Origin of the sequence: Pseudomonas sediminis, assembly GCF_002741105.1 — a bacterium.
Taxonomy (GTDB): domain Bacteria; phylum Pseudomonadota; class Gammaproteobacteria; order Pseudomonadales; family Pseudomonadaceae; genus Aquipseudomonas; species Aquipseudomonas sediminis.
This window is the reverse complement of the sequence record NZ_NIQU01000005.1, coordinates 239677-252995: the sequence shown is the minus strand read 5'-3', so window position 1 is coordinate 252995 and position 13319 is coordinate 239677. Positions and strand designations below refer to the sequence as shown.

Here is a 13319-nt window from a genome sequence, read left to right as displayed (position 1 = left end):
CTCAAGAGCGTCCCACCACCCGACAGGGCGTACCAAAAGCCTTGCTGCCTGCCGGAACATCTTTCAGTACCAGGCTGTTGGCACCGATGACCACGCCATCACCAATGGTCACCCCCTTAGCGATCACGCTATTAGGGCCGATGTAACAGTTAGAACCGATGCGAGTCGGCGCAGTAACTATTGAGGCCTTACCTCCGCTCAGAGAGCGCTCCACCGTATCGTGGGTATAGATCTGCACACCGGCCGAGATCGAACAGTGCGAACCAATCTCCAGCCCACCGCCCGATCCATCCAGCAGGGTGAACGGTCCGATCCAGGTATGCTCGCCCACGCGGACATCACCAAACACCAGACTGCTGTCATAGATCGAGGTACCCTCGCCAAAGCCCAGTTCACGGGCCTTTTCCCAACGATCCACGATGTAGTCGGCCAGGGGCAGAGTGCGCTTGAAACGATCGTTCACCTCACGCCGGCGCTCCTGCCAGAAGCGCTTCAACTGGTTCAGCAAGTCCACCCTCGGCCCTCCCTCAACGCAGAACGGCACGCACGGCTGAAGCCACTGCGTCTACGTCCAGCCCGGTAAAGCAGGGGAAGGTGATGGTGGTAGCTTCGAGCTTCGTCGCCGTTGGCTGCGCATCACGGTATTTGTTCAGGAAGTAGCTGCCGGAACTCAGGGCATAGGTACCGATAGTGGTTTCTACTGTGCCGCGCAGATCGGCGATTAGCAGGTTCCGATCACATCCTTCTGGCACCCTGAACACCATCGACTGCACGTTGTGAACTACGCCGGGGCCGACCTTCTGCGCAACGAAACCCAGCTCGGAAAGCTTCTCCACATATCGCTCACGGATGCCGTTACGCTCTCGGACAATGTCATCGATCTTTGCCAACTGCTTGCGCCCCATCACCGCCTGCAGTTCGGACAGGCGGAAGTTGTAGCCGTAATCGACAAAATCCAGCGCCATGCCCTTCATGCCGGAGGCGCCATGCGCCAGCTTGACGGCAAGCCATTGCGCCCACTCGTCGCTATGAGTCGTGATCGCACCGCCCTCCCCCGTGCTAATAAGCTTGCGCGGATGGAAGCTGAAGCACGTCAGGTCGGCAATGGCGCCACAACGAACACCATTCTCCGAGCTACCGATGGCACAGGCGGCGTCTTCGATCAAGGGTATGCTGCGCGACGAGCAAATGCGCTTGATCTCAGTAATGCCGGTCGGATTGCCCAGCGCATCGACGAAGATGACCGCCTTGGTACGCGGACCGATCAGGGCATCGAGCACTTCGGGACGCATGTTGAAGGTTTCCGGGCAGACATCGGCGAATACCGGACGTGCGCCCAGATCCTCGATCACGTTAGCCGACGCTGGGAACGAGAAGTCGGAAACGATCACCTCGTCGCCCGGGCCGACTTCCAGCAACTTCAGGCACATCCAGAGCGAAGTGGTTGCTGAAGTGGTCAGGAAAGCATGCTTGGCGCCGGTATAGGCAGCCAGCTCGGCCCGAAACGCTTCGACATGCTGACCTCGGGTGAAAATGCCGCTATCGAACACATCGCGGAACTCGGCTTCGACTTCATCGAAGCCGATATAGGGTCTCATCAAACGGATCTGGCTCATGCGCGACTTCCGATCAGATGGGTGTACCAGTCCAGGGTTTGCGCCAGGCCCTGCTCGAACGGGGTCAGCGAATACTGGATCAGCCCCTTCACTCTCTCGTTGCTGGCGTTGTGCGAAAGCACGTCGGAATGACGCGCAGGCTTGCGCAAGATCTCGCCGCTGTAGCCGTAGTGAGCGCAGATGCGCGGGATCAGCTCGTTGATCGAGATCTGGTTGTCGGTGGAGATATTCACCGTTTCGCCAGACGGCAGCACGGCATGCAGCTTGACCACGGCATCCACGGTGTCATGGACATAGATGAAGTCGCGGCTCTGGGTGCCTTCGCCATGAATCTCCGGGGTGCCACCAGTGAGCAGGCGCACGGCGGTGATCGGGATCACTCCAGCCAACATGCCCTTGTGGTTCTGCCGTGGCCCGTAGTTGTTGAACGGGCGGACAATGTAGGCATCCAGGCCGAACATACGCACGTAGCTTTCCACCGCCAGGTCGGCGGCAGCCTTGCCGGCGGCGTAGGTGGTGGTGGGGTTGCGCGGATGGGCCTCGTCCATCGGCTCGTACACCGCCGAGCCATACACCTCCGAGGTGGAGAAGTGGCACAAGGTCTTGAACAGCCCACGGCGCTGCAGCTCGAGCAGGTTCAATACCACCTTGACGTTGGTGTCGAAGGCATTGGCCGGGTTGAGGAAGGAGTAGTTCAGCGCCTTGGTTGCGCAGTTGAACACCACGTCGATGGCGTGGTTGGCAAAGATGTATTCCAGGCTGGTGCTGAGTTCGGCGTCATCACGGTAGAAGGTGGCCTTGCCGCTGGCCAGGGCCTCGACCAGGTTGTCTTCGGAACCGACGAAGAGGTTGTCGATCACCACCACGTGAGCGGCACCTTCGGCCAGCAAGCGGTCCACCAGGTGGCTGCCGATGAAGCCGGCGCCGCCCGTGACCAGAACACCCTTGCCCGCAAAACCTTCTCGAATCGTCATGCCTGAACCGCCGCCTGAATTTGTGCACATATCTTCATTGCATCGACGCCAGCGTCGACACCCGGAACCTGGCCAGCTGCCGGTTGGCGGCAACTGGCCATGAATGCCTGCAGCTCGCTCAGCAGGGCTTCCTGCGGCGGGACGGCGACAGCCTCCTGGATCGCCGATATGGCGTAGGGCAGGCTGCCGCTGTCACGCGCCTCGGACTGGCGGTTGATCAGGATTTCCTTACGCAGAAGGTCGCAGTCGACGAACATGTCGACGCAGGTGCCTTCGATCTGGCGGATTTTCTTGTCCGTCACGCGGCTGGCCTGGATGCGCGAAAACTGGCCGTTCTCGTGGGTGATGAGTGCCGAGGCGAAGTCGATCATGTTGCCGTGTGCGAAGCCGTGGGCGGCTACCGACTGGGCCGGGCCGTTGAGGTACAGGGCCAGGTCGATGTCGTGGATCATCAGATCGGTGACCACATCGACATCGGTGATGCGCGCGCTGACTTTGTTGGTTCGGGTGAAGTCCAGGCTGATGACGCGTTCGGTACGGTCAAGCACCGTCTTCAGCGCCTGCACTGCGGGATTGAAACGCTCAATGAATCCGACCTGAACGTTGAGCCCCTTGTCCCTGGCAAAGGTCGCGATTTCCCGCGCCTCATCCAGGGTGGCGGCCAGCGGTTTCTCGACGAAGATGTTCTTCACATGGGCTGCAGCAAGGCGAATGTAGTCGGCGTGGGTCACGGTTGGAGTACAGATCACCACCGCATCGACGTCGGCCAGCAGCGGTGTCGGGTCGACCACGCCTGGGATGCCATGCACCTCGCCGGCCCTAGCGGCGACTTCGGCATTGGCATCGGCGACAAAGGCCAAGTCGACCCCCTTGAGCATCGACAGTACGCGCAGGTGGTTGCGCCCCATGTTGCCGAGGCCGATCAGACCTACCTTGAGTACTTGTTGCATAACGTCAAACATCTCCGGAAACGCGGTTACCTTCGCGGTCGATACGAGCCACCGCACGTGCGGGGTTGCCCATGACCAGGGTGTAGGGCGCAACGTCCTTGGTCACCACGCTGCCGGCGGCGACCATGGCGAACTCGCCGATGGTGATGCCGCATACGATGGTGGCGTTAGCGCCGATGCTGGCACCGTCGTCGATGCGCGTCGGAGTGATCTTCCAGTCGGCATTGAAGGCGCGCGGCACCTTGTCGTTAGTGAAGCAGGCATTGGGCCCGACGAACACGTCGTCACCGATCTCCACGCCGTTGTAAACCGAGACGCTGTTCTGGATCTTGCAGCGGCTACCGATCTTCACTGCGTGGTCGATGTAGACATCCTTGGACAGGATGCAGCCCACGCCGATCACTGCGTTCTCGCGGATCTGTACGTTGATCCAGATCTTGCTGCCAGCACCGATGCTGGCCTTGTCCGAAACGTTGGCGCTGGGATGGATGTAGACGTCGTTAGCGGACATTGCCACCTCCGAGAACCGAACCGACCACTTCGACCACGCGCAGTTGCTCGGCTTCCGTCATGTAGGGGAACAGCGGCAGGTTCAACACCGAGGCGCACAGCTGCTCGCCGACCTGGCCACCAAAGTGGCCCTTGATGTAGGCCGCAGCGCCCGGCTGACTGGACATGACGCTGGGATAGATGTTGCCAAAACCAATACCCTCGGCCTTGAGGCGGGCCTCCAGGCTGGCCTTTAGTGCGGCATCCGGCACCAGGCAGACATTGCAGTAGCCGTTTTCTTCATAGCCGGCCGGCGCATTCATCAGCTGGATGCCGGTGGCCGGCAGGTGCTTCTGGTAAAACGCCACGGCTTCGCGGCGCGAGGCGACCCGTGCGTCGATGTGATCCAGCGCCAGGTTGAGGAAGGCCGCCTGCAGCGAGTCCAGGCGCGAGTTCCAGCCCACGTCACCGTAGCCGTAGTGAGCAGTGCGGCCATGGTTGCCCAGGCGGCGGACCTTGTCGGCCAACTCGGCATCGTCGGTGAACACTGCACCGCCGTCACCGGCAGCGCCCAGCACCTTGGCCGGATAGAAGGAGGTAGTGGAGATGTGCGCGCCCTTGTAGATGGGCTCGCCCTGATAACGGGCGCCAAAGGACTGGGCACCGTCCTCCACCAGCACCACGCCCTGGTCGCGGCACAACGCACGCAATTCAAGCAGGCGGGCAGTGCCCCAGCCATACAGGTGCGCCACCAGTGCCGCCTTGGGCCGGGACTCGCGAATGGCCTGAGCAAAGGCATCGAAGCACACGCCGCCATCGCTGAGATCGGCGTCCACCGTCACCGGCTTGGCGCCGACGTTCACTACCGCCTCGAAGGTTGCCCAGAAGGTCACGTTCGGCACCAGCACCACGTCGCCCTCGCCCACGCCAACCGCACGCAACGCCAGTTGCAGGGCGTCGGTACCGTTGGCGCAGCTCACCGCATGCGCGACCTGCAGCTCGGCCTGCAGACGGCTTTCAAGCGTAGCTACCTCAGCACCGCCGATGAATTGCGCGCCCAGGGTCATGGCATGGAATTTTTCCATCAGCGCCGCGTGGAAACCGGGCTCCAAGCGCTTGAGGTCAATAAAGGGAACGTTAATTTTCAATCTCCTTGACTAGGCGGCCAGAACGGCCGGCACTGTACCAGCAAGAGGGGTTGATAGTCATAAACAACGCGGAGCCACAGATTCTTTACCTAGACTGCCGTATAGCATTACCCCAGATCGAATCGCGTCTCTACACCATTAATAGTGCAAGAATGCGCGCGGCAGCCCGCCCGTCGCCATACGGCAGACTAGATACATCCGCGCTACCGGCTGCCAGGGCCGCATATGCTTCTAGTATGCGTACCCGCTCCGCGCCTACCAAGCGGTTCCAGCCTAACTCGACGGTCTCAACCCACTCGGTTTCGTCACGCATGGTGATGCAGGGTACTCGGTAGAAGAAGGCCTCCTTCTGCACGCCACCCGAGTCGGTGAAAATGACTTTAGTTGCCTGCTCTAGCGCAACCATGTCAAGGAACGGCAGTGGTTCAACAATCGTCAGCGCAGCCAGATATCGCTCCAGTCCGAACTGCTGTAGAAGCTTGCGGGTTCGCGGGTGCAGCGGCAGGACCACCGGCATGTCACTGGCAATTTGCGCCAGTGCGCTGACGATGCCCTCCAAACGCACAGGGTCATCGGTATTCTCCGCCCGATGGCAAGTAGCAAGTGCAAAAGCTTGCTCCGTGAGCCCGAGCGTCTTCAGTATGCCGCTACCGGCCCGAGCTCGCTCACGATAGTAGAGTGCCACGTCGTACATGACATCGCCGACGTTATGCACACCTTGGGTCACGCCTTCGCGGGCCAGGTTATCGACGGCCACATCCGTCGGACAGAGCAACAGGCTCGATACACGATCAGCGAGGATGCGATTGATTTCCTCGGGCATATGCATATTGAACGAGCGCAGACCAGCCTCGACGTGCGCGACAGGGATATGCAGTTTGGCCGCCGCCAGTGCACCCGCCAGGGTCGAGTTGGTATCACCGTAGATCAGCACCCAATCCGGCTTCTCGTCGAGCAGGATGCGCTCGATGCCCTCAAGCATGCGTCCGGTCATAGCACCATGGCTGCCCCCTGAGACTTCCAGATTGTAGCGCGGCGCAGGGATTTCCAATTCATCGAAGAACACCTGCGACATGTTCGGATCGTAGTGTTGGCCGGTATGCACCATGATTTCTTCAAGCTGGCCAGGGTGCTTGAGTATCTCGCGCGAGACCGCCGCTGCCTTGATGAACTGCGGGCGCGCCCCGACGATGGTGACGATTTTCTTACTCATGTGCCCAGGCTCTCCTGCAGGGACTGGGTGATGGTGACCTGCTGCGCCACATCCAGGTACGGATGCATCGGCAGGCTCATCACTCGCTCGGCGATGGCATCACCCACCGGTAGGCATGCAGCATCGTCCTTCACCGCCGGTTGGCGGTTGAGCGGAATCGGGTAATGCACCGCAGTAGGGATGCCGGCAGCCTTGAAACTCTCCTGCACTTTATCGCGCCCGACCACCTGCACAGTGTACTGGGCCCAAGCGCTGCCGTTATGCGCCTCAACAAATGGTGCGGCAATACCGGCATCTCCCAGCAGCCGACCGTAATCCTGGGCAACTTGCTCGCGCCGCTCCAGTTCGTGCGGGAAGATCTCCAGCTTGGGCAGCAGGATTGCCGCCTGCAGGGTATCGAGACGACTGTTCACACCGACCCGAATGTGGTGGTAACGGCGATCCTGGCCATGACGGGCAATCTGGCGCATTACCTTGGCCAATTCATCATCGTTGGTGAAGATTGCTCCACCGTCGCCATAGCAACCCAAGGGCTTACTTGGGAAGAAGCTGGTGCAGGCAATGGTGGTCAGGTTGCACGAGCGCTTGCCCTTGTAAGTGGCACCGAAGCTCTGCGCGGCGTCTTCGATCACGGGGATGCCATGCCGGGCAGCGATGGCATTGATCGCATCGAAGTCGGCGCATTGGCCATACAGCGAAACAGGAATGATCGCCTTGGTACGCGGCGTAATAGCCGCCTCGAGCAAGTGCGGATCAAGGTTGTAGGTGCGTGGATCGACGTCCACGTAAACCGGCTTGGCTCCTAGCAGAGCGACGGTCTCGGCAGTGGCGATATAGGTGAAGCCCGGCGTGATGACCTCATCGCCCGGGCCGATGCCCAGCGCCATCTGCGCAATTTGCAGCGCATCGGTGCCGTTGGCCACGCTGATGCAGTACTTGGCGCCCACGAAGGCCGCCAGCTTCTCCTCCAGCTCCGCCACTTCCGGACCAAGAATGTACTGACCATGCGCCAATACGCGCTGGATATTGGCATCGATCTTGTCTTTGATCAGCGCCTGTTGTGCCTTGAGATCGATGAATTCGATCACTGCGCTTGCTCCTTTCTCAGAATGCCGCCATTGAGCACATAGCGTTCCCCGGAGTGAATACATGGCGCACTCCCCTCCCCGGTGAGCGGCAGATCCAGCTGCTCGCCATGCTCGCTCATCCAGCCTATATGCCGGGCAGGAACACCTACCATCAGTGCATAGGCCGGCACGTCCTTGTTGACGACCGCACCTGCGCCGATGAAGGCGAACTCCCCGATGGTGACGCCGCAGACGATGGTGCAGTTTGCCCCCAGCGTGGCGCCCTTCTTCACCAAGGTGTCGCGATATTCGCTCTTGCGTTCGATCAGCGAACGCGGGTTGTAGACGTTGGTGAAAACCATACTCGGACCGCAGAAGACGCCTTCCTCAAGTGTGACGTTGTCATACACCGAGACATTATTCTGGATCTTGCAATGATCGCCGATCAGCACCTTGTTGCCGACGAATACGTTCTGCCCCAGGGATACACCTCTGCCGATCCGCGCGCCCGCGCATACGTGGACGAAATGCCAGATGCGCGAACCTTCGCCGATCTGTGCACCTTCATCGACGATGGCGCTGGCATGCTGGTAGTGGCTCATAGGCTCAACCCAGTAGGCGCGCAAGGAACGGGTGATCTTCACCGTTCTGAGCACGAGTAGCGTCCAAGGTGCGGATGGTCTCAACGGTTTCAACGCAGTGGCGAGCGTCCTCGATGCCATATCCATCGCCATTGAGAATGGCCTGGTAGCTGATAGTGTGCAGATCCGTGAAGCCCTCGGAAAACTCGATCTCGACACCATCGCAAGTGATAGAACGGTAAGTCGGCTTCTTGCCCTTTACGGTATCAGGCAGGTCGCTCGCATCGATGGAGAGGAACCAGCGAACGCGAGCGTTCTCATACTCTAGGTAGCCCGTGGCTTTGTAGTCATCGACGTAGTGCACCACGTTGCGCTGCAAGGCGCCGAAGATGAAATGCAGCATGTCGAAGAAGTGCACACCGATGTTCGTGGCGACGCCAAAGGATTTGCGCGGGTCGCCCTTCCAGCTCTCCATGTACCACTTGCCGCGACTGGTGATGTAGGTCAGTTCGACTTCGTGCTTGCGCGCTTTGTCGCCAGCTCCCACGCGCTTCTTCAGATCGATGATGGCTTGGTGATGCCTAAGCTGCAGAATGTTGTAGAGACGTTTACCGGTTTCGCGCTCCACCAGAGAAAGGTCATCGAGCAGCTCAGCGGTCGGCACCAGCGGCTTTTCACAGATGACGTCACAGCCGAGACGCAGGCCTGTCGTGATGTGCGGATGGTGCAGATAGTTGGGCGAGCAGATCGAAACGTAATCGAGCGCAGTCGACGGATCACGCTTGAGGCGCGAGGCATAATCGTGGAACCGCTCGAATTCGGTGAAGAACTCGCTTTGCGGCGAGATGCTGTCGATGATACCGACCGAGTCATTGATGTCATAAGCACAGACCAGCTGGTTGCCGGTGTCCTTGATGGCGCGCATATGGCGAGGCGCGATATAGCCGGCAGCGCCGAGCAGGGCGAATCTTTTCATGTTTGTTTCTCACGACGGAGGAACAGGCCGGCACACACAGTGCGCACGCCGACCTGCATACCAGAATCAGGCCTTGATGATGTTCGCGTGCGGAATGCGATATTTACCGCGAGTATCGACGATCAGCCGCGCATGAGCCCTGATCAGCTCGTAATCAAAGCGCTCGTGATCAGTGGCCAAAACCACGGCGTCGAAGCTGGCGATATTCTCGGCAGTCAGAACCTCACTGCTCAGGTCGAAGTGATGCTCGCGCATCTCTGGGAACGAAGGCACATGCGGATCGCTGTAGGCAACGATGCCGCCCTTGGCCTGAATCAGTTCCATGATCTCCACTGAGGGAGATTCGCGCATGTCATCTACGTTCTTCTTGTAGGCGATGCCCAATATCAGGACACGACTGCCCTTGAGTGCCTGCCCACGATCATTCAGGCCATCCATAAGCTTGCCGAGCACATACTCGGGCATGGCTTGGTTGACCTCGCCTGAGAGCTCGATAAAGCGGGTATGCAAGCCGTACTCACGCGCTTTCCATGTGAGGTAGAACGGGTCGATCGGGATGCAGTGCCCGCCCAGGCCCGGCCCGGGATAGTAGGGGGTGAAGCCAAAGGGTTTGGTCGCAGCAGCATCGACTACCTCGAAGATATCGATACCCATGCGATCAGCGACCACCTTCATTTCATTGACCAAGCCAATGTTCACGGCGCGGTGAATGTTCTCCAGCAGCTTGGTCATTTCCGCCGCTTTCGTTGAGCTGACCGGCACGACCTGGTCGATGGCCTGCTCGTACAGGGCGATACCGACTTCAAGGCAGTTCGGCGTGTGGCCACCGATGACCTTGGGAATGGTGCGGGTCTCGAAATCTGGGTTGCCCGGATCTTCACGCTCTGGCGAATAAACCAGGAAAACACTCTCGCCGACCCTCAGACCTGTCGATTCAACACGCGGCAGTAATTCTTCTTCAGTGGTGCCGGGATAAGTTGTGCTTTCCAAGGAAACTACTTGCCCAGCACGTAGATACGGCGTGATCGCGTTCGTGGTATTGATCACAAAGCTCATATCGGGCTCGCGATACTTGTTGAGCGGAGTCGGCACACAGAGAATCAATGCGTCACATTCGCTGGCTCGAGCAAAATCGCAGGTCGCTTCAAAACCGCTCGCACGCGCTTTCGATATATGCTCACTGGCAATATGCTCGATGTAGCTCTGACCAGAATTGAGCTTGTCAACCTTGACTGCATCGATATCAATGCCGAGCACGCGGAAACCGATGGCGTTGTAACGCAGCATCAACGGCAAACCGACATAGCCGAGACCGACAATGCCTACCAATGCGTCTCGACTTTTGAATTTATCGATATACGCCTGCAGCGAATTTGCCTTCACCCTTACACTCCATCACAAACTTCACGGAATTACGATTTTTAGAGTCTTATCAGTCGCGTCGTAGCGCTGCTGCAGAATCATTGCAAATTGCTGCTTGGCTTCAAGCTCGCCATGCACGACACGGACCTCTGACGGCCAGTGTGTCATCCGGGTAACAAAGCTCACCAGACCCTTCTGATCCGCATGGGCAGAATAGCCGCCTATGGTATGCACCTGAGCCCGAATGTCATAGCGCTGCCCGTCAAATTCCACATAGCCACTACGCGGGCCAAAGCGTTGGATTTGCCTTCCGGGCGTACCATCCGCCTGGTAGCCGACGAAGAGCACGTCATGCCGTGCATCACCGAGCATGGCTCTGAGGTAGTTGACGATGCGCCCACTGGAGCACATGCCGTTGCCAGCGATGACGATAGCCGGCTGAGCGGTTTGCGTCAGGCGATTAACCATGGCCAGGTGAGCCTGGTGGCTGTCCACCGTAAGCAGGTTACGGAAAGCCAGTGGGTTACGGCCTTTGGCCAAGCGCGCCCTCGCCTCTGCATCCCAAAATTGGTCAAGCTCGCGATAAACCGAAGTGAAGCGGCTGGCCAGCGGAGAGTCGAGGATGATAGGCAAATTCGTCCAGTCGAGTGCTGTCGCTTTACTGGTGCTCGACTTGGAAGCACTCGACGGAGCCTTAGCTGAGTCTTTCAGCGCTCTGCGATGGATGATGTCTTCGAGTTCGTAGAGCAGCTCTTGAGTGCGCCCAATGCTGAAAGCTGGCATCAGAACCGTGCCCTGGTTGCTCAGCGCGTGCTCGAGCACTTTTTCCAGTCGCGCACGACGACTGCGGCGATCTTCATGCAGGCGGTCGCCATAGGTGCTTTCGATGACCAGAATATCGGCTTTATATGGGGCTTTAGGCGCCGGGAGGATTGGCGCATGGGGAGCCCCCAGGTCGCCAGAGAACACGATGCGTTTCTTCTCGCCCGTCTCGGGGTAGTGCAGATCAACCTCGACGTAGGCCGAGCCGAGGATGTGGCCAGCGCGCTGTAAACGAATGCGAGCGCTGAGCTGTTTCGTATCGATCAGAGTGAACCACTGTTTATAGGGCAAGGCGACGATGCGCTGCTCGATCAGCTTGAGGTAGCGCTCTACTTGCTTTTGATCGCGACTGAAACCGAGCTTGAAGGCATCCTCAAGGACGATGGGCAACAACTTTGCCGACGGTTCACTACAGAGAATCGGACCTTTGAAACCAGCTGCTAACAAATAGGGAATGCGGCCAACGTGGTCGATATGGACATGAGTCGCGACCAGAGCCTTGATGCCGTTTAGAGAAAAGTCGATTGCGAGCTTACCGGCGCCTGCCCGGCCTTCAGGGGAGGTTTCGGCACCTTGAAAAAGACCGCAGTCGATCAGCAGCGCGTGCTCATCATCCATCTGTAGCTGATGACATGAGCCCGTAACGCCCGTGACAGCGCCGTGATGAACAATGGAGGGGTACCGCACGAGTCAATCCCTAACGCTGGCGAAATTTAAAGGGACTCAGCCCAGTAGTGCGGATGGCAGTTCAGAAAAAGCTGATTAGCTGAACTAGCTGGAAATCTGACAAGGGCACGCCTTGTGAAAGCCCGCACATTTTGCCGGTTTTCCATGATTTCGCAAGTATGACAAAAGTGTGACGCCAGGCCACCGCCTAATCAGGAGACCTGCACCAACGAGAGGGACTAATCGCAGTCACTCGTCGTCCTCATTTACCCGGTCGCGCAACTCCTTGCCCGGCTTGAAATGCGGCACGAACTTGCCATCCAGACGCACCGACTGGCCGGTTTTCGGGTTACGCCCAACGCGCGGTGCGCGGTAGTGCAGCGAGAAGCTGCCAAAGCCACGAATCTCGATGCGATCTCCGGTGGACAGTGCCTGGGACATTTGCTCGAGCATGGTCTTGATGGCTAGCTCGACATCCTTGGAGGACAGCTGACCTTGATGAGTGACAATTCTTTCGATCAACTCCGACTTGGTCATGGTTTTCCCTTCTTTTTCAAGCGGCTAGAAGACTCGACGGTTTGGTTTTAGCATGCTGATCAGCTTTTGAACAGCCTAAAAAACAAGGTGTTAGCGAGTTTTGCGGTTAGTTGGGATAACCAGGGCTTCGTGTAGGAGGCTTGCCTCGGGGCGAAGCTTTTGGGTATTGGTTCGATATTGCGGGATGGCCACCATTCGCTGCGGGGCGCAGCTCCTACAGAGAGCGTCGACTGGCGCATTCGTGTAGGAGCCCCGCCTCGGGGCGAAGCTTTTGCGCATGAGCGCGACATTGCGGGGTGACTGCTATTCGCCGCGGGGCGCGGCTCCTACAGGGGGAGCGTTGTTTTGCGGTTTGGTGTGGGGGCCCTGCATCGGGGTGAAGCTTTCACGGGCTCTGATTCTGGCTCGACTAAGCTGAACTGGCGAACGCTAACGGAAGGGAATCCGATGACCGAGAAACGCTATGCCGCGCATAAGCTTCGCGATGGACGCTGGTCCAGTAGCGGGCAAATCTATCTTGTCACCACCGTGACCAAGGACCGTGTTCCTGTGTTTGCCGATCTCTCTGCAGCGCGCACGCTCATCCAGATCATTCGTCAGGACGAGATGCTTGGGTCGCACCAAACGCTTTGCTTTGTTGTGATGCCGGATCATCTGCACTGGCTGCTGCAACTACATGACGAAGCATTGCCCCGATTAGTGGGCAGAGTTAAATCAATATCCGCCAAACGCCTGGGTCAGCCTATATGGCAAAAAGGCTTTCATGATCACGCGCTACGCCGGGAGGAGGATGTTCGGAGTATGGCGAGATATGTGGTGGCAAACCCCTTGAGAGCCGGGCTTGTGAAGCGCGCAGGTGATTATCCGCACTGGGATGCAGTGTGGATATGAGCGTGGCAGGGCGAAGCCTTTAGGTAT

General features: G+C 58.7%; 14 protein-coding genes. 1 reads left to right on the top strand and 13 read right to left on the bottom strand.

Annotated features, from left to right (window positions below):
• Position 1: 1 nt before the first annotated feature.
• From CDO35_RS14370 to ihfB, 13 genes are all read right to left on the bottom strand, one after another.
• The gene (locus CDO35_RS14370) at positions 2–514 is read right to left on the bottom strand and encodes an acyltransferase (RefSeq protein ID WP_208019964.1); all 513 of its coding nucleotides are present in this window, start codon (positions 512–514) and stop codon (positions 2–4) included.
• 13 nt (positions 515–527) lie between these two features.
• Entirely contained in the window at positions 528–1616 is a 1089-nt protein-coding gene (locus CDO35_RS14365; RefSeq protein ID WP_099525386.1) for a DegT/DnrJ/EryC1/StrS family aminotransferase, read from the bottom strand.
• Positions 1613–2590 (bottom strand): NAD-dependent epimerase/dehydratase family protein, encoded by a 978-nt coding sequence (locus tag CDO35_RS14360; protein ID WP_099525385.1) that lies wholly within the window; start codon positions 2588–2590, stop codon positions 1613–1615. The genes CDO35_RS14365 and CDO35_RS14360 overlap by 4 nt, the downstream gene beginning before the upstream one ends.
• The gene (locus CDO35_RS14355) at positions 2587–3540 is read right to left on the bottom strand and encodes a Gfo/Idh/MocA family protein (RefSeq protein ID WP_158233725.1); all 954 of its coding nucleotides are present in this window, start codon (positions 3538–3540) and stop codon (positions 2587–2589) included. Before CDO35_RS14355 ends, CDO35_RS14360 begins: the two co-directional genes overlap by 4 nt.
• A 4-nt stretch (positions 3541–3544) precedes the next feature.
• Positions 3545–4051: an acyltransferase gene (locus CDO35_RS14350; RefSeq protein ID WP_099525383.1), complete on the bottom strand. Its 507-nt coding sequence runs from the start codon at positions 4049–4051 to the stop codon at positions 3545–3547.
• Entirely contained in the window at positions 4041–5114 is a 1074-nt protein-coding gene (locus tag CDO35_RS14345; RefSeq protein ID WP_208019963.1) for a DegT/DnrJ/EryC1/StrS family aminotransferase, read from the bottom strand. The genes CDO35_RS14350 and CDO35_RS14345 overlap by 11 nt, the downstream gene beginning before the upstream one ends.
• A gap of 193 nt (positions 5115–5307) precedes the next feature.
• Positions 5308–6390: a non-hydrolyzing UDP-N-acetylglucosamine 2-epimerase gene (gene wecB / locus CDO35_RS14340; RefSeq protein ID WP_099525382.1), complete on the bottom strand. Its 1083-nt coding sequence runs from the start codon at positions 6388–6390 to the stop codon at positions 5308–5310.
• Complete coding sequence (locus CDO35_RS14335; protein ID WP_099525381.1) at positions 6387–7478, bottom strand: DegT/DnrJ/EryC1/StrS family aminotransferase; 1092 nt, start codon at positions 7476–7478, stop codon at positions 6387–6389. The genes wecB and CDO35_RS14335 overlap by 4 nt, the downstream gene beginning before the upstream one ends.
• Entirely contained in the window at positions 7475–8059 is a 585-nt protein-coding gene (gene wbpD / locus CDO35_RS14330; RefSeq protein ID WP_099525380.1) for a UDP-2-acetamido-3-amino-2,3-dideoxy-D-glucuronate N-acetyltransferase, read from the bottom strand. The genes CDO35_RS14335 and wbpD overlap by 4 nt, the downstream gene beginning before the upstream one ends.
• 4 nt (positions 8060–8063) lie before the next feature.
• On the bottom strand, positions 8064–9014 hold the full coding sequence (locus tag CDO35_RS14325; protein ID WP_099525379.1) for a Gfo/Idh/MocA family protein: 951 nt from the start codon (positions 9012–9014) through the stop codon (positions 8064–8066).
• Between the two features lie 66 nt (positions 9015–9080).
• Complete coding sequence (wbpA, locus tag CDO35_RS14320) at positions 9081–10382, bottom strand: UDP-N-acetyl-D-glucosamine 6-dehydrogenase (RefSeq protein ID WP_099525520.1); 1302 nt, start codon at positions 10380–10382, stop codon at positions 9081–9083.
• Between the two features lie 36 nt (positions 10383–10418).
• Complete coding sequence (locus CDO35_RS14315; RefSeq protein WP_099525378.1) at positions 10419–11885, bottom strand: MBL fold metallo-hydrolase RNA specificity domain-containing protein; 1467 nt, start codon at positions 11883–11885, stop codon at positions 10419–10421.
• Between the two features lie 228 nt (positions 11886–12113).
• Complete coding sequence (gene ihfB, locus CDO35_RS14310; RefSeq protein ID WP_099525377.1) at positions 12114–12401, bottom strand: integration host factor subunit beta; 288 nt, start codon at positions 12399–12401, stop codon at positions 12114–12116.
• Between the two features lie 447 nt (positions 12402–12848).
• On the opposite strand from ihfB, the gene CDO35_RS14305 reads away from it, so the two are divergent.
• Positions 12849–13292, top strand: coding sequence for an REP-associated tyrosine transposase (locus CDO35_RS14305; protein WP_099525376.1), 444 nt, complete (start codon positions 12849–12851; stop codon positions 13290–13292).
• Positions 13293–13319 lie beyond the last annotated feature (27 nt).